The organism is Chryseobacterium sp. 27AL, from assembly GCF_057815395.1.
Genome location: NZ_JBYRIW010000004.1, coordinates 90631 through 110579 on the forward strand (window position 1 = coordinate 90631; position 19949 = coordinate 110579).

Annotated in this window: 14 protein-coding genes; 12 read left to right on the forward strand and 2 right to left on the reverse strand. The window is 36.2% G+C overall.

Annotated features, from left to right (window positions below):
• The first annotated feature begins 41 nt into the window (after window positions 1-41).
• The 8 genes from AC3WV0_RS09480 to metF all read left to right on the forward strand — a co-directional run bounded on the left by AC3WV0_RS09480 (window position 42) and on the right by metF (window position 11528).
• Window positions 42-980 (forward strand): alpha/beta fold hydrolase, encoded by a 939-nt coding sequence (locus tag AC3WV0_RS09480; protein WP_488845858.1) that lies wholly within the window; start codon window positions 42-44, stop codon window positions 978-980.
• 3 nt (window positions 981-983) lie between these two features.
• Window positions 984-2522: an ACT domain-containing protein gene (locus AC3WV0_RS09485; RefSeq protein WP_488845859.1), complete on the forward strand. Its 1539-nt coding sequence runs from the start codon at window positions 984-986 to the stop codon at window positions 2520-2522.
• Between the two features lie 108 nt (window positions 2523-2630).
• Window positions 2631-3797 carry an O-succinylhomoserine sulfhydrylase gene (locus AC3WV0_RS09490; protein ID WP_488845860.1) on the forward strand — a complete coding sequence of 389 codons (1167 nt, stop codon included), beginning with the start codon at window positions 2631-2633 and terminating at the stop codon, window positions 3795-3797.
• A gap of 63 nt (window positions 3798-3860) precedes the next feature.
• Window positions 3861-4871: a homocysteine S-methyltransferase family protein gene (locus AC3WV0_RS09495; protein ID WP_488845861.1), complete on the forward strand. Its 1011-nt coding sequence runs from the start codon at window positions 3861-3863 to the stop codon at window positions 4869-4871.
• Window positions 4872-4954: 83 nt separating this feature from the next.
• On the forward strand, window positions 4955-6046 hold the full coding sequence (locus AC3WV0_RS09500; protein WP_488845862.1) for a fatty acid desaturase family protein: 1092 nt from the start codon (window positions 4955-4957) through the stop codon (window positions 6044-6046).
• Between the two features lie 4 nt (window positions 6047-6050).
• On the forward strand, window positions 6051-9167 hold the full coding sequence (locus AC3WV0_RS09505) for a vitamin B12 dependent-methionine synthase activation domain-containing protein (RefSeq protein ID WP_488845863.1): 3117 nt from the start codon (window positions 6051-6053) through the stop codon (window positions 9165-9167).
• Between the two features lie 28 nt (window positions 9168-9195).
• Window positions 9196-10569 carry a Fic family protein gene (locus AC3WV0_RS09510; RefSeq protein ID WP_488845864.1) on the forward strand — a complete coding sequence of 458 codons (1374 nt, stop codon included), beginning with the start codon at window positions 9196-9198 and terminating at the stop codon, window positions 10567-10569.
• Window positions 10569-11528, forward strand: coding sequence for a methylenetetrahydrofolate reductase [NAD(P)H] (gene metF / locus AC3WV0_RS09515; RefSeq protein WP_488845865.1), 960 nt, complete (start codon window positions 10569-10571; stop codon window positions 11526-11528). Before AC3WV0_RS09510 ends, metF begins: the two co-directional genes overlap by 1 nt.
• Before the next feature lie 91 nt (window positions 11529-11619).
• On the opposite strand, the gene AC3WV0_RS09520 is transcribed toward metF, so the two are convergent.
• Window positions 11620-12105 carry a hypothetical protein gene (locus tag AC3WV0_RS09520; RefSeq protein WP_488845866.1) on the reverse strand — a complete coding sequence of 162 codons (486 nt, stop codon included), beginning with the start codon at window positions 12103-12105 and terminating at the stop codon, window positions 11620-11622.
• 17 nt (window positions 12106-12122) lie between these two features.
• Entirely contained in the window at window positions 12123-13277 is a 1155-nt protein-coding gene (locus AC3WV0_RS09525) for a hypothetical protein (protein ID WP_488845867.1), read from the reverse strand.
• A gap of 97 nt (window positions 13278-13374) precedes the next feature.
• Between AC3WV0_RS09525 and folE the strand changes: the two genes are divergently transcribed.
• The 4 genes from folE (at window position 13375) to AC3WV0_RS09545 (ending at window position 19845) form a co-directional block, all read left to right on the forward strand.
• Window positions 13375-14040 carry a GTP cyclohydrolase I FolE gene (folE, locus tag AC3WV0_RS09530; protein ID WP_488845868.1) on the forward strand — a complete coding sequence of 222 codons (666 nt, stop codon included), beginning with the start codon at window positions 13375-13377 and terminating at the stop codon, window positions 14038-14040.
• Window positions 14041-14187: 147 nt separating this feature from the next.
• The gene (gene cysS, locus AC3WV0_RS09535) at window positions 14188-15654 is read left to right on the forward strand and encodes a cysteine--tRNA ligase (RefSeq protein WP_488845869.1); all 1467 of its coding nucleotides are present in this window, start codon (window positions 14188-14190) and stop codon (window positions 15652-15654) included.
• Between the two features lie 249 nt (window positions 15655-15903).
• On the forward strand, window positions 15904-17070 hold the full coding sequence (locus tag AC3WV0_RS09540) for a T9SS type A sorting domain-containing protein (RefSeq protein WP_488845870.1): 1167 nt from the start codon (window positions 15904-15906) through the stop codon (window positions 17068-17070).
• A gap of 123 nt (window positions 17071-17193) precedes the next feature.
• Window positions 17194-19845, forward strand: a complete 2652-nt coding sequence (locus AC3WV0_RS09545) for a 4-alpha-glucanotransferase (RefSeq protein WP_488845871.1) — start codon at window positions 17194-17196, stop codon at window positions 19843-19845.
• The last annotated feature ends 104 nt before the right edge of the window (window positions 19846-19949 follow it).

Here is a 19949-nt window from a genome sequence, read left to right on the forward strand (position 1 = left end):
GCCATTCCTGTGGCATTTTCAATTGTATTAAAGTAATAGAATTGAGAGCAGAACTAAAACATATTAATTTTTCGTATCGTACAAATTCTGGCAAGGAATACCATATCCCGTTGAGCTATCAGCTTTTCGGGAAAGAGCTGTTTTCCGCTCCTGTTATTCTTGTAAATCATGCATTAACAGGCAATTCGGATGTTTCGGGAGCAAAAGGATGGTGGAAACAGCTGATTGGTGACGATCAGGTGATTGATACCAGAAAATACACCATTTTATGTTTCAATATTCCAGGAAACGGTTACGATGATTTTTTTATTGATGAGTATGAAGATTTTACAGTTTCAGATATTGCGAATATATTTCTGCATGGCCTTGAAATTTTAAATATAAAAACGTTACATGCCATTATCGGAGGCTCTTTGGGAGGAAGCATCGGCTGGGAAATGCTGATTAAAAATCCGGCTCTTTGCGAAATCTTCATTCCTGTTGCATGCGACCATAAAACCCATGACTGGCTTCACGCGCAATGTCTGGTGCAGAAATTTTTATTAAGTCAAAATGATCAGCCTCTACAGAAAGCCAGAATCCATGCGATGTTGTGTTATCGGACACCGGAATCATTAAATAACAGATTCCAGAACAAATACAATCAGGAAAAAAAGAGGTTTGAGTCGGAAGATTGGCTCATTTATCACGGGAAAGCATTAAACGAAAGATTTAGTTTAAAATCGTATCAGCTGATGAATCATTTGCTGATGAACATTAATGTTGATAAAAATGATTTAGAAAAAATTCAGGCCCGAATGCACATGATCTCCGTTGATACAGATTTGTTTTTTCCGGCTTCCGAAATCAGGAGTTGCTACGAAAAGCTTAAAGAGAAAAAAGATAATGTTTTTTATCACGAGATCACCTCAATTCATGGGCACGACGCCTTCTTAATGGAATACGAACAATTAAATACTATCATTAAAAATATTTTGTAGAAGATGAAGAATGTAAACGAAATAAAATTTTTAAAAAACAGATCAATCATCAAATTTGAAGGAGAGGATTTCTTAGGTGAAATCGGGATTGACGGACGCATTTTCAAAGCGCTGACCTTGGCGCGAATCAGTGTTGGGGTAATTTCCCAGCAGGCTATCGAAAACGGAATTTCCATTCTTGTTCAGGAAAGCGATTCTGAAAAAGCGGTGAATTGTCTGATTGACGAATTTGAAGCAGAAAGAAAATCGGGAAAAGTTTCCCAGATTTACAGCATAAATAATGTGTCGGTGATAGGTTTTGTGGCAGAAGATTTAAATAAAGTATTGGCCGAGCTGGCAAGAAATAATGTTTTCCCATTACTTTTAAATCAGATTGCAGCCGAAAAAAGAGTAAATATCGTTGTCACTTCTTCTCAGGACGAAAAAGCAAAAAATATCATCGAATCTGAAATTTCTAAAAAGCCAAAAACAGTACACTTAGCTATTATTGGCCATGGAAATGTTGGAAAAACACTGATTGAGCAGGTTTTGGAATCTTCGGAAGAAATCAAAAGACGTAAAAAAATAGATCTGAAAGTCGTAGCAGTCGCCAATTCAAAGAAAATTGCTTTTAATAAAAAGGGTTTTGACGGCAATTGGAATGATGAAATTGCAACGGCGGAAATCCCTTCCAATGTTGAGGAACTTATCAATTTTTCGAAAAATAATCAATTGGAAAATCTTATTGTGGTAGATAATACAGCCAGTAAGGATTTTGTTAAAAATTATCATGCTTTAGCAGAAAACGGTTTTGATCTGGTTTCTTCCAATAAAATTTTCAACACACTTCCTATCGAAGAATACCGTAAACTAAGATATACGTTGAACAAAAATAACAGGCGTTATCTTTATGAAACCAATGTTGGTGCCGGTTTACCATTAATTGATACCATAAAACTATTACATCTTTCAGGGGAAAACATCACAAGAATTAAAGGTGTTTTCTCAGGGACTTTGAGCTATGTTTTCAATAATTTTTCATTGAGAGATGATCATTTTTCAACCATCATCAACGAAGCACTGGAAAAAGGTTATACCGAACCGGATCCGCGAGAAGATTTATCCGGAAATGATGTGGCAAGAAAGTTATTGATTTTAGCTAGAGAACTGGATTTAATCAATGAATTTGAAGATATCAATATTCAGAATTTAGTTCCTGAAAATCTGCTTTCGGTTTCAAAATCAGAATTCCTTTCAAGACTGGAAGAACTGGACGAAGAATATCAAAAAATAAAAGAAAACCAAGAACCGGGACATGTATTAAGATACGTCGGAGACCTGCATGGAGATCTACAGAAAGATAAAGGTGAATTAGATGTGAATTTAATTTCCGTTCCTGCAAGTTCAGCATTAGGACAATTAAAAGGCTCCGATTCGATCTTCGAGATTTATACAGAGAGTTATGGAGAACATCCGATTGTGATCATGGGGGCCGGGGCCGGGGCAAAAGTGACTGCAAGAGGAGTTTTCGGGGATATTTTAAGAGTAAGTGAAACAAAGTAATTAATGTAACAATATAACAATGTAGTAGTTACCGATATCTAACTTTTGCCCTTCTGAACGAAGTGAAGAATCTCATTGATACACTGCTACATTGGTAAATTAAACAATATGGAAAACGAAAATTTTGAAACCTTTGCCATAAGAACCCAAACAGAAAGAACCCAGTTTGATGAGCATTCAACGCCGCTTTTTCTCACTTCCAGCTTCGTTTTTGAAGATGCGGAAGACATGAGGGCAAGTTTTGCGGAAGAAAAATCAAAAAACTTATACAGCCGATTTTCAAATCCGAATGTAACTGAATTTACCGATAAAATTGTCAAGATGGAAGGAGCAGAAGCAGGATATGCTTTCGCAACGGGAATGGCAGCGATTTATTCAACGTTTGCGACTTTGTTAAATGCGGGCGACCATATCGTAAGTTGTCAGTCAGTTTTCGGATCTACACACACCTTATTCACAAAGTATTTCCCTAAATGGAATATTGAAACAACTTATTTCAAAGCGGAAGACGCGAAGAATATAGAAAAGTATATTCAACCCAATACAAAAATTTTATATCTGGAAACACCGACAAATCCTGCAATTGAGGTGTTGGATTTGGAATTTTTCGGAAAAATTGCAAAAAAGCACAATTTAATTTTTATTGTGGATAACTGTTTTGCAACACCTTATTTACAGCAACCGATAAAATATGGAGCAGATATCGTGGTGCATTCTGCAACCAAATTGATCGATGGTCAGGGTCGAGTTTTGGGTGGAGTAGCCGTTGGAAGAGAAGATTTGATTCGTGAAATTTACCTTTTCGCAAGAAATACAGGACCCGCTATGTCCCCATTTAATGCCTGGGTTTTATCGAAAAGCCTGGAAACACTGGCAATCCGGGTTGAAAGACATTGTGAAAATGCATTAAAAGTAGCTGAGTTTTTAGAAAGTCATCCGAATGTGAAATTGGTGAAATATCCTTTCCTGAAATCCCATCCGGGTTATGAAATTGCCAAAAAGCAGATGAAATTAGGAGGAAATATCGTCGCATTTGAAATCAAAGGTGGCATTGAGGGTGGCAGAAACTTTTTAAATAATATTAAAATGTGCTCACTTTCTGCAAACCTTGGTGATACCAGAACAATTGTTACGCATCCGGCCTCTACAACACATTCTAAATTGACGGATGAAGAAAGAAATCAAGTAGGAATTACGGCAGGTTTGGTTCGTTGCTCGGTTGGTCTGGAACATGTGGATGATATTATTGCGGATTTGAAACAGGCATTGGGATAATAACGAACCCGAAGGGTTCAACAATAATAGCCGTAGGTGAAACCTATGGAAAAAAAATATAAAATGAAAAATTCAGAACAATTATACAAAGCATTATCCGAAAGGATTTTAATTCTTGACGGGGCCATGGGAACGATGCTTCAGCGGTACAAATTTGAAGAAGAAGACTATCGCAGCGAGCGTTTTAAAGATTGGCAGCACCCGGTGAAAGGGAATAATGATCTGCTTTCTCTCACGCAGCCACAGGCCATTGAAGAGGTGCACAGAAAATATCTTGAAGCCGGGGCAGATATTATAGAAACAAATACGTTTTCAGGAACGACCATTGCGATGGCTGATTATCACATGGAAGATTTGGTTTACGACCTCAACTATGAATCTGCGAAAATTGCAAGAAAAGTCTGCGACGAATTTACGGCCCAAAACCCTGAAAAGCCAAGATTCGTTGCAGGATCTATTGGCCCTACCAACCGAACAGCAAGCCTAAGCCCAGATGTAAATGATCCAGGTTACAGGGCGATCACATTTGAAGAGTTGAGAGTTGCTTACAAACAGCAGTGTGAGGCTTTATTGGATGGTGGTTCGGATATTTTACTGGTAGAAACGATCTTCGATACATTAAATGCCAAAGCGGCTTTATTTGCGATCGATGAAATTCAGGATGAAAGAGAAATCAAGATTCCCATCATGGTTTCCGGAACGATTACCGATGCTTCAGGAAGAACATTGAGCGGACAAACCGCAGAGGCATTTTTAATTTCCGTTTCACATCTAAATCTGTTGAGTGTCGGTTTTAACTGTGCGCTGGGAGCCAATCAATTGACGCCGTATCTGGAAACATTGGCGCATAATTCAGAGTTTTATGTTTCAGCGTATCCCAATGCAGGTTTGCCCAACGCCTTCGGAAAGTATGATGAAACGCCTGAAGATATGGCAGGTCAGATCAAGGAATATGCAGAAAAAGGACTGATCAATATTATCGGAGGCTGCTGCGGAACGACTCCGGAGCATATCAAAGCCATTGCAGATTTAGTTTCGAAATATCCTCCAAGAAAATTGAAGGAATTTGTCTGATTTAATAGAATTTTTTAATTGAATCATAAGGAAAGGGAACAGTTTTTAATATTATCTTTAATTATCGCACAAAATTAACTATAATGGAAAAACCTATTTACTTAAAAGATTCTAATGATGCAAAATTGTTTAATGAATTAAGAAAGAAAGTGAGCCAGCGAGTAGAAGCAATTCCTGAAAACCGGGATATTTACATCCAGATCAAAGCATTTGTATTGCCTTTGTTGTATGTCGGATTATATGTATTTGCATTATTCAATGCAGAAAAGCCTTGGGTATATATTGCAAGCTTTATTTTGATGGGAATTTCTTTGGTATTGATTTATTTAAATTTAATTCACGAGGCGGCACACAACAATATTTTTAAAAGCAAAAAAATGAATGGTCTGGTGTTGCAGATCTTTGATTTTGTAGGTGCCAATTCCTATATCTGGAAAAAAAGACATATTGCAAGCCATCATGCCTATCCGAATGTTGACGGTTGGGATACAGATATCGAGCAGAGTGGCCTTTTGTTGATTATTCCTTGGATTAAAGCCAAAGGAATTCAAAAATATCAGCACAGGTTTTTCTTTTTGGTGTATCCGTTATATTTATTTAACTGGATGTTTATCCGCGATTTCAGAGACTTTTTTGATAACAACCGCGTAATCCTGAAAACGCAGGGTGCGATACCGATGAGAGAAAAAGTTAAGATGGTTGCGTATAAACTGTTCTATTTTTTCTACCAGATTGCAGTTCCTGTTCTGTTTTTTAAAGTTTCTATCGGCCTTGCGTTGGGCGCCTGGTTTTTGCAGGTGATTTCGGCAAGTATTTTTGCGCTTTTTGTGTTATTGCCGTTACACCCGCTTCCTGATAATGCTTTTCCAAAATTGGATGAGAAAAACGGACTGCCTTTCAGCTGGTTACACCATCAGTTTGAGGTAACCAATGATTTAAAAGAAAATAACTGGTTTGTACGAAATGTGCTGGGGAATTTCAACTTTCATGTGGCCCATCACTTGTTTCCGAATTACAGTTATGCTTATTATAATGAAATTACAGAGGAAATTGAGCAGTTCGCCAAAGAGCACGGATTGGCTTATAAACGGTTTCCAATTACGACAGCGTTAGGCAAGCATGTGGATTTGCTGAAGCAAAATGCAAATAACGCATATTTTATTTTAGAAGAATAAATTGATGAAATATTTAAAATTATCAGGGCTCGAGCCGCTGATTATTACGCCGGAAAGCAATTTTATCAACGTTGGGGAAAGAACCAATGTTGCCGGCTCCAAGAAGTTTTTAAGATTAATAAAGGAAGAAAAATTTGCGGAAGCATTGGATATAGCCCGTCATCAGGTTGAAGGAGGCGCACAGATTCTGGATGTCAATTTCGATGACGGCTTGATTGATGGTAAAGCTTCCATGATAAAATTTTTAAATTTAATAGCTTCCGAACCGGATATTGCAAGAATTCCTCTCATGATCGATTCTTCTAAATGGGAAATTCTGGAAGCCGGACTTCAGGTGGCACAGGGAAAATGCGTGGTCAATTCAATCAGCCTTAAAGGAGGAGAAGAAGAATTTATCAGGCAGGCCAAAGCCATCAAAAGGTATGGAGCTGCCGTCATTGTGATGGCATTTGATGAAGTGGGGCAGGCGGATACGTATGAACGCAGAATTGAAATTTCCAAGCGATCTTACGATATTTTGGTGAATCGTTTAAATTTTCCTGCAGAAGATATTATTTTCGATTTAAATATTTTCCCGGTTGCTACAGGTATGGATGAGCACCGTCGAAATGCAATAGATTTCATCGAGGCAACAAGATGGGTTCGCCAGAATCTTCCGTATGCATCGGTGAGCGGAGGGGTTTCTAATGTTTCTTTCTCGTTTAGGGGAAATGACACCGTGAGGGAAGCGATGCATTCTGTTTTCCTGTATCACGCCATTCAGGCTGGGATGAATATGGGAATCGTAAATCCTGCAATGCTTGAGGTTTATGATGAAATTAATAAAGAGCTTCTTGAGCTTGTAGAAGATGTTATTCTTGATAAAAGAGAAGACGCTACAGAAAGGCTTTTAGACTATTCCGAAAAGCATAAATCGGTCAAAAAAGAAAAAGTTGAAGATTTAGAATGGAGAAACTATCCTTTGCAGGATAGAATTACGCATGCTTTGGTTAAAGGGATCGACCGTTTTATTGAAGAAGATGTTGAGGAAGCAAGGCAACAGGCAGAAAAACCATTGCACGTTATCGAAATTAACCTGATGACCGGAATGGGCGTTGTCGGAGATTTGTTCGGAAGCGGAAAAATGTTTCTTCCTCAGGTTGTAAAATCGGCAAGGGTAATGAAAAAAGCCGTGGCATATATTGAACCATTTATTAAAAACCCCCTTTCCCCCGAAGGGGAGAAAATCTCTAATAATAATCTGCGCAATAATGAAAATAAAAAATATGGCTGGCAAACCGCAAACCCCGTATTATATAAAGAATTGAAAACACGTGCAAAACAATTGCGCGATAAAATGACGGAGGCAGAAACTTTACTTTGGAATATATTAAGAAGCAAAAAGTTTGAAGGTTATAAATTCAGAAGGCAGCATATTATTGATCAGTTTATAGTAGATTTTGTTAGTTTGAAGGCAAACCTTATTATAGAAGTTGACGGGAAATTTCATCATAACGAAGCACAAAAAGAAAGAGACACATCAAGAACTGAAATTTTGCAATCGTATGGATTTAAAGTTATTAGGTTTACCAATGAAGATGTTTTAAAAAATCTTGATTCTGTCTTAAATACAATTTCTGAAGAACTTCAGAAAAATAAAAACAATAGTATTAGGAATTCTTCTCCCTCTGGGAGAGAGAGGGCTGGAAAAATTCTGATGGCAACGGTAAAAGGCGATGTTCATGACATCGGTAAAAATATTGTAAGTGTAGTGTTAGGCTGTAACAATTATGAAATCGTTGATTTGGGAGTAATGGTTCCTGCCGAAAAAATTATCCAGACGGCCATTGAAGAAAAAGTAGACGTTATCGGGCTGAGCGGACTGATCACACCAAGTCTGGATGAAATGGTGTATATTGCTTCCGAGCTGGAAAGACAGAACCTTGATTTTCCTTTATTGATAGGCGGTGCAACTACTTCAAAAGCACATACCGCTGTTAAAATTGATTTAAAATATAAAAATGCAGTCGTTCATGTAAATGATGCTTCCAGGGCGGTAAATGTGGTAAGCTCATTGCTGGGTGACCGAAATAAGGAATATGTTGCAGACTTAAAAAATGACTATTCCGAATTTCGTGAAAAGTTCCTGAACAGGCAGGTTGACAAAGATTATGTCTCCATTGAAGAAGCGAGAGAGAATAAGTTTAAAATTGACTGGGAAACTGAAGAAATTTTTACCCCAAATCAATTGGGAATTACGGTTGTTGAAAATCAGGATTTAAGAGAATTGTTGCCTTTCATCGACTGGTCCCCGTTTTTTAGAAGCTGGGACCTGCATGGAAAATATCCGAATATTCTGGAAGATGAGGTTGTCGGAGCCCAAGCGAAGGAACTTTTCAAAGATGCTCAGGTTATTTTAAAGAGAATTCTGGATGAAAAATTACTGACTGCAAAAGCTATTTTCGGAATTTTTAAAGCCAATTCTACTGAAACCGATGATATTTTAATTTTCGATGAAAATTATCAGCAAAAAGCAAAGTTCATTACATTAAGACAGCAGACTCAACGTTCAAAAGGAAAAGATTATCTGGCTTTAAGTGATTTTATTGCGCCTCAAAGTTCAGGAAAAACTGATTATATGGGAGCTTTCTGTGTAACGACAGGTTTCGGCACAGATGAACTGGCAGCAGAATACGAAAAATCAAACGATGACTATAATGCCATCATGGTAAAAGTATTGGCAGATCGTTTTGCAGAAGCTTACGCTGAATTTTTACATAAAAAAGTGAGAACCGAATATTGGGGCTATGCCAATCAGGAAAATTTAACCAACGAAGAACTGATTGCTGAAAAATACAAAGGGATTCGTCCTGCTCCGGGATATCCTGCCTGTCCCGACCATCTTGAAAAGCACGCCATTTGGGACTTATTGAAAGTAGAAGAAAACATTGGTGTTTATTTGACAGAAAGTTTAGCTATGTTTCCTACTGCTTCGGTTTCCGGATATTATTTCGGGAGTCCACACGCCAAATATTTCGGCCTTGGGAAAATCGCCGAAGACCAGCTGAAAGATTACTCCGTAAGAAAAGGAATTTCTTTACAGGAGGCGAGAAAATGGCTGTCGCCGAATTTAGCAGATTAAAATCTATTTTTGTAATTAAAATAGCATCATGAAAAATATCAAAATATTAGAAAATTTAGACGAAATACAATTAATTGATGAACAAAAAAAATTAATTGATACTCATCGACCGTTTTCTACAGAACTGGAAAATAAGATCTTTCAGAAATTAAAATTAGACTGGAATTATAATTCTAATGCCATTGAAGGAAATCAATTGAGCTATGGAGAAACTGTTGCTTTTTTAAATTTTGGATTGACGGCAAAAGGAAAACCTTTCAAAGATCATTTAGATATCAAAGGTCATAATGAGGCAATTGGATTTATGTTGCAATTGATTAAAGAGAATCGTCCGCTTTCAGAAAGCGATATCAAAGATCTGCATAAAATAATTTTAATAGAACCATATTTTTCAAAAACTGTTTCACCGCAAGGAATTGAATTTGAAAAAGAAATAAAAATCGGGCAATATAAAACTTCGCCGAATCATGTAAAGACAGTTTCGGGAGATATTCATTATTACACCAATCCGGAAGATGTTGCTTTTGAAATGAATAATTTGCTGAAATGGTATAGAAATGCCGAAGAAGAAAGGCTTCATCCGGTAGTAATGTCTGCAATCTTTCATCACAAGTTTACAGCAATTCATCCGTTTGATGACGGAAACGGAAGGTTAGCAAGAATTTTAAGCAATTTTATTTTATTGAAACATAAATATCCGGTAATTGTTATTAAGAACAGAGATAAAGTTCAATATTATGCTGCTTTAAATATTGCGGATAATGGGATTTATGAAGATTTGATAAAGTTGTTTGCAGAAAATGTAAGACATAGCTTTGGTATTATCCAGAAAGCCATTAATGGAGAAAATATTAATGAAGCTGATGATTTGGATAAGGAGATTGAGTTGTTTGTTAAAGAATCGCAGATTAATACAGCTCCAATTTTAGATTTTGAGAAAAATAAAAAAGAAATAATTGAATATTATATAGTTAATTATTTCATGTATTTATTACCTAAATTAAACAAAATAGGTGAACTTTTTCAAGGGTCGTATTTAATTTATCCTCCTTCAAAGTTTTTACTATCAAATTACGAGTCATTTGTAAAAAGATATAGAAATGAAAGCATCTTCGTTAACAATACTCTTGAAGTAAAGCTTCCAATAGATTTTATTGATCACATCCAAAAAGAATTTAATTTTAAACTTATTCTTAAAATTATAATTAAGAAAAAAACAATAAAATATATAGCTGAACATCTTAATGGAGTCTTTGATTTTATTGGAAATGAAGAAGTAGATTTAATATTTAATAAGACATATACTTATGATGATAAGCCTGATGTTATTTATAATGAAGTAACAGCAAATATCATTAATTATACTATAAATTTTATAAAAAGCAAAACGAATCAAGATTAATGAAAATCACCGACCATATAAAAAACGCAAATGGAAAAACCCTGTTCTCCCTTGAAGTGGTTCCGCCCCAAAAAGGAATCGGAATCGAAGATCTCTATAAAAATATTGATCCTTTAATGGAATTTAAACCGCCCTTCATTGACGTTACGACTTCCAGAGAAGAATATATTTATATCGATAAAGGAAACGGTTTAATGGAGCGCCGAATCACCAGAATGCGTCCCGGAACTTTGGGAATCTGTGCCGCCATTCAGCATAAATATAATGTTGATACGGTTCCGCACCTGCTTTGTGGAGGATTCACGAAAGAAGAGACAGAATATCTTCTGGTAGACTGTATGTATCTTGGAATTGACAATGTAATGGCGCTACGTGGCGATGCTATGAAAGGACATCAATATTTTGAACCTACCAACGGAGGACATGCCAGTGCGATGGATTTAGTTCATCAGATCAATAATCTGGGAAGAGGCAAATATCTGCATAATGAGGACCAGGAGTGTGAAGAGCATAACAAATTTTGTGTTGGCGTTGCCGGTTATCCTGAGAAGCATATTGAAGCTCCTTCCATGAATTATGATTTAAAATGGCTGAAACAAAAAGTAGATGCAGGTGCCGATTATATTGTAACGCAAATGTTTTTCGACAATAAAAAGTTTATCGAATTTGTAAAAAAGGCCCGTGAAATGGGAATTACAGTTCCTATTATTCCTGGAATTAAACCTATTGCTACGAAAAAACATCTTAAAATCCTGCCACAGATATTTAAAATTGATCTGCCAGAGGAGCTAATTACTGAAGTTGAAAATGCTAAAAATAACGAAGCCGTAAAACAGATCGGTATTGAATGGGCGATTACCCAATGCAGAGAATTGCTTGATTTCGGAGTGCCGGTACTGCATTTCTATTCGATGGGAAAAAGTGATAATATTAAAAAAGTAGCGGGAGCGCTATTCTAATAGAGTAAAATTGATGATAAAGAGAAGCCTTGTTGTATGATAAGGCTTTCTTATTTTCTGATTTAGGATTCGGCGGCCGCCGAATCCTAAATTAAATCTCATTCTGATATTGTAATAATCTGTCAAATACACTTTTGGTAGTTGGCTTAGAAGAATCCAGGTTAAAAATAAACATGCCACTTTCGATATTAAAAAAGTATTTCCTGGTTTGATCTTCTATGGAAAACCACTTCAGGAGACCGTTGACAATATTGATGTCTTCCCATTTTATACTGCTTTCGTTCATAGGGAAAATGTGAGGATTCTGATGTAAGGTATCTGTAAAATGGATATTTCTACCCTCCACATATAAAATTCCACTACCCTGAAATGCTTTCAGTTTAAAAAACTCATTTTGGGCATTTCCCATATTATAACGGACAAAAGCGTAATACTCAGGCGTGCCAATCTGTGCGAGCAAAGCCTGCTGCTTCTTTTTCCGGCTTCTTGCAGCAATATAAGCAATCAGGAAGATAAGTGCCGGAATTGAAAAAATAATGATAAGAAATAATATAATTAAAACAATAACTGAGCTCATAAAATATTATTTTGAAGTTATAGTGTCGGATGCCTTTCAAATTCTTTATTCCTGTCAAAAAGATATCGGTAAGTTGCCAGCTTTCTGGTTACTGTAGTATCAAGATTTTCTGCAATCTTAATCATTTTAGGATTGAAATCTCCGATCCACTGCATTTCAGTCACTTTAAAATCGGTATGTTCTCTTAAATGCTGCGTACCTTCCCAGATCATATATCCTTCGATACCCTTTTTTTGCCATTCAGGAACGACTCCAAAAACAAGGCCAACCATTTTTTCATTCTTCTTGAATTTTTTAACCCATAAAAATTTAAGCTTTTCAAAAACACCGAATTTCCCGTTCAGATATTTAAACCACTGATTAAGATCAGGAAGATTCATCCACATGGCAATCGGCTTTTCTTTTTCGTAGACAAACCAGGAAATGTGATCATTCAGAATCGGTTTCATTTTTCTGAACATTCTCAAAACTTTAGATTCCGTTATATGCTTTCCTTCTCCGTGTGCTGCCCAGGCTTTATTGTAGATTTCGGTAAAATCCTGTGCAAATTTTTTCAGGTTATTTTTTTTCATCGGTTTTGCCGTAAGATCCGGATTTCGACTGTGTTTAGCATGCATGACGGTAAAAACACGGGACACGTCCGCAAAAATCGGTCTCGAAAAACAAAGCTGTTCAAAATAGACTTTGAAACCATAATTTTCAAAAAGGTCTTTATAATAAGGAAAATTATAATTCATCCCATATAGAGGCTGTGCAAAACCATCAATCAACACACCCCAGAATTTATCACGTTCTCCAAAGTTAATCGATCCATCCATGGCTTCCATCCCTCTTTCTTGGAGCCATTTTTTACAATAATTGAAAATAAAATCTGCGGTTTGCTGATCGTTTATGCAATCGAAAAAACCAATTCCTCCTGTCGGTTGCTGCTGCTTGTAAAGATTGTTGACAAAAACAGCTACCTTTCCTAAAGTTTCTTTTTCTTTATTTTTAAATAAAAATCTGGCGCATTCTCCGTTTTTAAAAAACTTATTTTTTTCGGGATTAAAAATTTCTTCAATGTCTTTATCCAAAGGCCTTACATAGTTTGGGTCATGGTGATACAGTCTCACCGGAAATTCTAAAAATTCCCTTTTTTGGGATTCGTTTTTTACTTCTTCAGCAATAATCATAACGTAAAATGATGGTGGAGATGAAAGATAATGTTTTTCGCCCAAATTAAATATGACGAACAGATTTTATCCGTATTTTTGTGCAAATTAAATAAAAATGGTTGATTTTACTGATAACGACGATGATATTTTCACTGGAAAAGAACATACGCCTATAAGGAAAGATGCTTTTGATAAATCGCCAGAAGAGAAGATAGAAAAAATTACAGCGCTTTTTGGAGAAATCATGGAAACATTAGGATTAGACATGACTGATGATTCATTGAAAGACTCTCCGAGACGTGTTGCCAAGATGTATGTAAATGAAATTTTCGGAGGCCTCCTTCCTGAAAACAAACCGGGAATTTCCACTTTTTCGAATAAATATAAATACCGCCAGATGCTGGTGGAAAAAGACATTACAGTATATTCATTTTGTGAACACCATTTCCTGCCTATTATCGGAAGGGCACATGTTGCTTACATCTCAAATGGAGAAGTGATCGGTCTGTCTAAAATCAACAGGATTGTCGATTATTATGCGAAAAGGCCGCAGGTTCAGGAAAGACTTACGATGCAGATCGTAGACGCATTAAAAGAAGCTTTAGGTACAAAAGATGTTGCCTGTATCATTGACGCAAAGCATCTTTGCGTAAACTGCAGAGGGATAAAAGACACGGCGAGTTCTACCATTACGGCAGAATTGAGCGGTATTTTCAGAACCAATCCGATTACAAGACAGGAATTCCTTCATTATGTGGGAAGCCATGCAAAATTGGATTAAATTAATACAAAGTTTGTTATATGATAAAATTTAAAAAAGTTTCTAATAAAATTTTTATCACGACAATTATTTGTTGTGAAAGATTTATCTTGAATTAAATTTAAAAAAAATCATTTATCAATCATTAATTATCACGTATAAAAAATCATGCAATTAAAAATATACAATTCGCTTACCGGCGAAAAAGAAATATTTAAACCCATTTTAGAAGGAAATGTTGGGATGTACGTTTGTGGGCCAACCGTTTACAGCAATGTGCATTTAGGAAATGTCAGAACCTTTCTTTCCTTTGATTTTATTTACAGAAGCTTAATGCATCTTGGCTATAAAGTAAGGTATGTAAGAAATATCACCGATGCAGGTCACCTTACCGATGATGGTGATGTAAACAACGACCGTTTTGTAAAACAGACCCGTCTCGAAAAGCTGGAACCCATGGAAATCGTTCAGAAATATACTGTGGATTTTCATAAAGTGCTGGATCTGTTTAATTTGTTGCCGCCAAATATTGAGCCGACTGCAACCGGTCATATTGTAGAGCAGATCGAATTGACCCAAAAGCTAATCGAAAGAGGATTCGCTTACGAAAGCAATGGTTCTGTGTATTTTGATGTGCTGGAATACAACAGAAGAGGTTTAAACTACGGAGAGCTTTCCAAAAGAAATATTGAAGAGCTTTTTGCCAATACCCGCGATCTGGACGGACAGGGAGAAAAGAAAAATCCACAGGATTTCGCACTTTGGAAAAAAGCTTCTCCGGCACACATTATGCGATGGAATTCCCCTTGGGGAGAAGGTTTCCCGGGATGGCATCTGGAGTGTACCGCAATGAGCACGAAATATTTAGGTGAAACTTTCGACATCCACGGAGGAGGAATGGATCTTAAATTTCCACACCACGAATGTGAAATCGCACAGGGAAAAGCCTGCAATGATACTGCTCCGGTAAATTATTGGATGCATGCGAATATGCTGACGATGAATTCCCAGCGTATGAGTAAGTCTACGGGGAATTATATTTTGCCGATGCAGTTAGTTACCGGTGAAAATGATTTCTTTGAAAAGCCTTTCCATCCGTCGATTGTACGTTTTTGCTTCCTGCAGGCTCATTACAGAAGTGTGCTGGATATTTCCAATGATGCAATGCTGGCCAGTGAAAAAGGTTTCATCAGATTAATGGAAGCTATTAAAGTTTTACATAATATTATCCCAAACAACGAAAAAAAATCAGCTTTCAGTCTGGAGGAATGGAAAAATAAAGCATACGATGCTTTAACGGATGATTTCAACTCACCTGTTTTAATTGCGCATTTATTTGAAGCGGTAAAATATATCTTTGCTTTGAATGATAATAAGGAAACGATTTCAACGAAAGATTTAGAGGAATTAAAATCTACATTGAATGCATTTGTTTTCGATGTTTTAGGGCTTCAGAATATTGAAGAAAATAATAATGAAAAACTTGATCAGACATTAAAGGTTTTAATCGAATTAAGAAATCAGGCGAGAAAATCAAAAAATTTCGAACTTTCAGATCAGATCCGTGACAAGCTTCTTGCCGAAGGCATCGAATTGAAAGACGGAAGAGATGGAACTTCTTATGTTTTAAATTAAAATTCTAAAAATATTGGCATACAAACTCTCACAATTTTTGTGGGAGTTTTTTTATGCGCAAATGTCATTCTGAATGAAGCAAAGCGAAATGAAGAATCTCTTATATAATTGCATGAGATTCTTCCTTCGTCAGAATGACAGAGATTCCTTTTCAAAATTTTTTATTAACTTCAAAAATTTTTTAAAATTCAATTCAAAAATTACGTAACTTAGTCATAATAAAATGATTAAAAATTAAATTTATATACTATGAAAAAACATCTATTCCCTTTATTTCTGCTTTTAATCGGTGCCAATGCATCTGCACAACAGGATTTTTTTGCGCTTGTCGGTAAAGACACTCCGAATATTGTGTTTAATGATTTCCGTGCTCTTGATTTAGCAAACGGAAATTCCGGGGAGAAGATTTTTACAGCTGATACTTCTGCAAAAGTCTTTTCACAAACAAGAAACGGTGTGGTAACCGAAGATAAGAATGCTCATAATAATGCTCAGGCTATGAATATGGCCACCCTTGCTTATGATGCTTCCAACAACAACCTTGTGTACATGCCCATGTTTTCATCGAATATTTATGTGCTCAATGCAAAATCCGGAGAAATTACTTTGATTGAAAATAATGTAGCCAGAGTGAGTTCATGTGATATTAATTCTCACTTTACAAGAATGGCAACAGGTTACGATGGGAGTATTTACGCAGTCAACAATTCAGGCACGCAATTCCTGAAGATCAGCAGAATAGGAAGTCAATATGTTGTAAGTGATTTGGGAATTATTACTGATGATGCTTCCAACGGCAAAAATTCTTTCACTACAATTGAAACGGGTTTCGGAGGCGATATGATTGCCGATGCAGATAATAACTTCTATATTTTTTCGGCTTCCGGAAATGTATTTAAAGTTTCAACAAAAGATTTGAAAGCAAAGTTTGTAGGTAAAATTTCAGGCATTCCGGATAATTACTCTGTGAATGGATCTGCCGTGAGTTCTAACGGAAAAGTGGTGATTGCCAGTGCAAAAGGTGCTGTTTTATATGAAGTCGACCTTAATACTTTGCAGGCAATACAGCTTCCGGGTCAGGAGAATTTACATATTTATGATTTAGCCAGTAAATATTTTGCTAATGACAAAGCGATATCAAACAATGTTTTTGCTAATCTCGATATCTATCCGACAAGAGTAGATGAAAAATTGATCAACATTAATGTTAATGACAAATCGGTAAAAGGAAATATTAAACTCAATATTTTTGACCTGTCAGGAAAAAATGTAATGGATCAGAATTTATCAGTGAAAAATGGTTCTTTAAATCAGCAGGTTTATTTAAAGAATCTTGTGAGCGGTGCATATCTGGTTAATATTACCGACGATTCCGGAAAAGTATTGCTTAACAAAAAAATTATTGTAACGAAATAAGCCTTTATTTTTAATAAAATTTAAACCTTTTCAAAATATTTTGAGAAGGTTTTTTAATGAATATTTGATATTCAATAAGTTTTATTTTTCAATATTATGATGTATTTTTATAAAAAAATGTAAATGAAGCTATATTTTAATGTAGGTTACAGTACAAAAGTCGGAGAACGGCTTCAGTTGGTTATTAGCGAAGAAGATGCTGTATCACAGGTTCATCCGATGTTTTATACAGAAAATGGTCTTTGGAAATGTGAGGTTGATTATTTTTCAAAATTTATTTCTTATCAGTATCAGCTTGTAGATGATAGGGGAAATATTTTGTGCGAAGAATTTGTTCCGCATCGTTTGAACTTTCCTCATAATTATAAAGAATTCGTCATTTTTGATCATTGGAACAATAAAAATTTCCCCGAAAATTACCTGAATAACAAAATTCTTTACAATAAACTGAATACATTTAAACCTGAAAAAATATCGGTTTTAAAGAAACATACTCATTTATTCAGAATCGAAGCGCCGATTTACAATACAAACTGGGCCGTTGTGCTGTTCGGAAGCACAGCTTCTCTCGGAAACTGGGATTACGAAAAAGCAATTCATTTATCACAAACCGATTTTGGCGTGTGGGAAGCGTCCGTTGAAATTCCTGAAAATGAATTTATTCAGTACAAATATTGTCTCTATGATAAACAGACCGGAAAGATTGTAGATGTGGAAGTAGGAGAGAACCGCTTTGCGTCACCGAATTCTTCCAAAGATGTTCTGCAGATCGTTTCTGACCATTATTTTAAATTTAAACTGTATCAGATGTATCACGATGCAGGGGTTGCCGTTCCTATTTTTTCCCTCAGGACAGATGACGGCTTCGGTGTCGGAGAATTTTCTGATCTGAAAAAACTGGCAGACTGGGCAAATGAAACCAAGCTCGGAATTATTCAGATCCTTCCAATCAATGATACCACTGCAAATTATACATGGACGGATTCTTACCCTTACGCAGCGGTTTCTGTTTATGCACTTCACCCGCAGTATATTTCACTTGAAAATCTTGATTTCCCTTTACCTGAAAGTCTTACTGCGGAATATGAAAATGAAAAATCTGAATTAAATTCCCTTGAGCTGATCGATTATGAAAAAATGATCTCCGGTAAATGGAAATACCTGAAAGCGGTTTTTAATGAAGATAAAGATAAAATTTACAAAGACAGAAACTTTAAAAAGTTTATTAAAGACAATGAATCCTGGTTGATTCCTTATTCTGCATTCTGTGTCTTAAGGGATAAATATAAAACCCCGAATTTCAATGAATGGAAAACGCACAAAAAATACATAGCCGGGAAAATTGCACCTTTCTTCAATGCCAAAAGTAAAGATTATGATGCTTCAATGCTTCATGCGTGGGTACAGTATCAGCTTCACAAGCAATTGAAAGAAGCCATTGACTATACTCATCATCTTGGTGTTTCGGTAAAAGGCGACTTGCCGATCGGAATTTACCGATATTCTGTAGAAGCATGGACAGAACCCGAGCTATTCGGAATGGATTTCCAGGCAGGTGCACCACCGGATCAGTTTACAGAGCTTGGCCAAAACTGGGAATTCCCGACCTACAACTGGGAAGCCATGAAAGCCGATGATTATAAATGGTGGAAAAACAGGTTCAAAGCATTGGAACAGTATTTTGATGCGATGAGAATTGACCATATTTTAGGGTTTTTCAGAATCTGGAGAATGCCGGTTTCAGCAACACAGGGAATTCTTGGCTATTTTTATCCTGCAGTACCAGTGACATTGGAAGAATTCGGCGCATGGAATATTCCGTTTAATTTTGACAGGTATTGCAAGCCATTTATCAATGATCAGATTTTATGGAAATATTTCGGAGAAGACAGAGAAAAAGCACTTGAATTTATCAACAACAATCACGACGGAACCTATTCTTTTAAAGAAGAATTCAATACGCAGAGAAAGTTATCTGATTTCTTTAAGAAGAATCCGCTAGGTCCGATAGAAGAACAGCTGATCTCGCTTTGCGCGAATGTTTTATTCTTAATTGAAGAAAGAAACGGGCAGGTTGTTTATCATCCAAGATTCAACGTATATCATACAGATTCTTATCATTATCTTTCGGATTGGGAAAAGAAAGCCATCTATGATCTGTATCACGATTATTTCTTTAAAAGACAGGATCATCTGTGGTACGAAAAAGCAATGGAAAAACTTCCTGTAATTCTGAATGCGACCAAAATGCTGATCTGCGGTGAAGATTTGGGACTTGTTCCGGATTGTGTTCCCGCTGTAATGGATGAACTGGCGATCGTTGCTTTGAAAGTTCAGAGGATGCCATCTGATAATATTCCTTTTTACAATCCTAAAAATGCGGGTTATCTGAATGTAGTAACCGCCTCTTCCCATGACAGTTCCACACTCAGACAGTGGTGGAAAGAAAATCCTGAACTTACCCAGCAGTATTTCAATCTTCAGCTGATTCAGTTTGGGCAGGCGCCTGCAGATCTGGATCCGCATCTTGCTGAAATCATCATGAAGCAGCATTTATACAACGATGCTATGCTGGCTATTTTCCCAATACAGGAATTTTTAGCTACTGACAAAGAGCTGGCAAATGCAGAAATGGAGAATGAAAGAATCAATAATCCTGCGGTCTTCCCGCATTACTGGAGGTACCGTATGCATCTTAAGCTTGAGGATCTTAAAGACAGAGCAGATTTCAATAAAAAGATTTCCGATTGGGTAAAAGAAAGTGGAAGATTGTAAATTTAACATTTGATTTTCAATTATTTAATATAAAATTAAAAGAAGTTTTATCGTAAGATTTAACTTCTTTTTTTGATTTATATCAAAAAGGTAGAATAAGAAAT

Coding starts and splice junctions, on each gene's coding strand:
- AC3WV0_RS09525 (WP_488845867.1), bottom strand. CDS start 13,277: ATGATTATTGCTGAAGAAGTAAAAAACGAATCCCAAAAAAGGGAATTT.
- cysS (WP_488845869.1), top strand. CDS start 14,188: ATGCAATTAAAAATATACAATTCGCTTACCGGCGAAAAAGAAATATTT.
- AC3WV0_RS09485 (WP_488845859.1), top strand. CDS start 984: ATGAAGAATGTAAACGAAATAAAATTTTTAAAAAACAGATCAATCATC.
- folE (WP_488845868.1), top strand. CDS start 13,375: ATGGTTGATTTTACTGATAACGACGATGATATTTTCACTGGAAAAGAA.
- AC3WV0_RS09520 (WP_488845866.1), bottom strand. CDS start 12,105: ATGAGCTCAGTTATTGTTTTAATTATATTATTTCTTATCATTATTTTT.
- AC3WV0_RS09540 (WP_488845870.1), top strand. CDS start 15,904: ATGAAAAAACATCTATTCCCTTTATTTCTGCTTTTAATCGGTGCCAAT.
- AC3WV0_RS09510 (WP_488845864.1), top strand. CDS start 9,196: ATGAAAAATATCAAAATATTAGAAAATTTAGACGAAATACAATTAATT.
- AC3WV0_RS09490 (WP_488845860.1), top strand. CDS start 2,631: ATGGAAAACGAAAATTTTGAAACCTTTGCCATAAGAACCCAAACAGAA.
- metF (WP_488845865.1), top strand. CDS start 10,569: ATGAAAATCACCGACCATATAAAAAACGCAAATGGAAAAACCCTGTTC.
- AC3WV0_RS09545 (WP_488845871.1), top strand. CDS start 17,194: ATGAAGCTATATTTTAATGTAGGTTACAGTACAAAAGTCGGAGAACGG.
- AC3WV0_RS09505 (WP_488845863.1), top strand. CDS start 6,051: ATGAAATATTTAAAATTATCAGGGCTCGAGCCGCTGATTATTACGCCG.
- AC3WV0_RS09495 (WP_488845861.1), top strand. CDS start 3,861: ATGAAAAATTCAGAACAATTATACAAAGCATTATCCGAAAGGATTTTA.
- AC3WV0_RS09500 (WP_488845862.1), top strand. CDS start 4,955: ATGGAAAAACCTATTTACTTAAAAGATTCTAATGATGCAAAATTGTTT.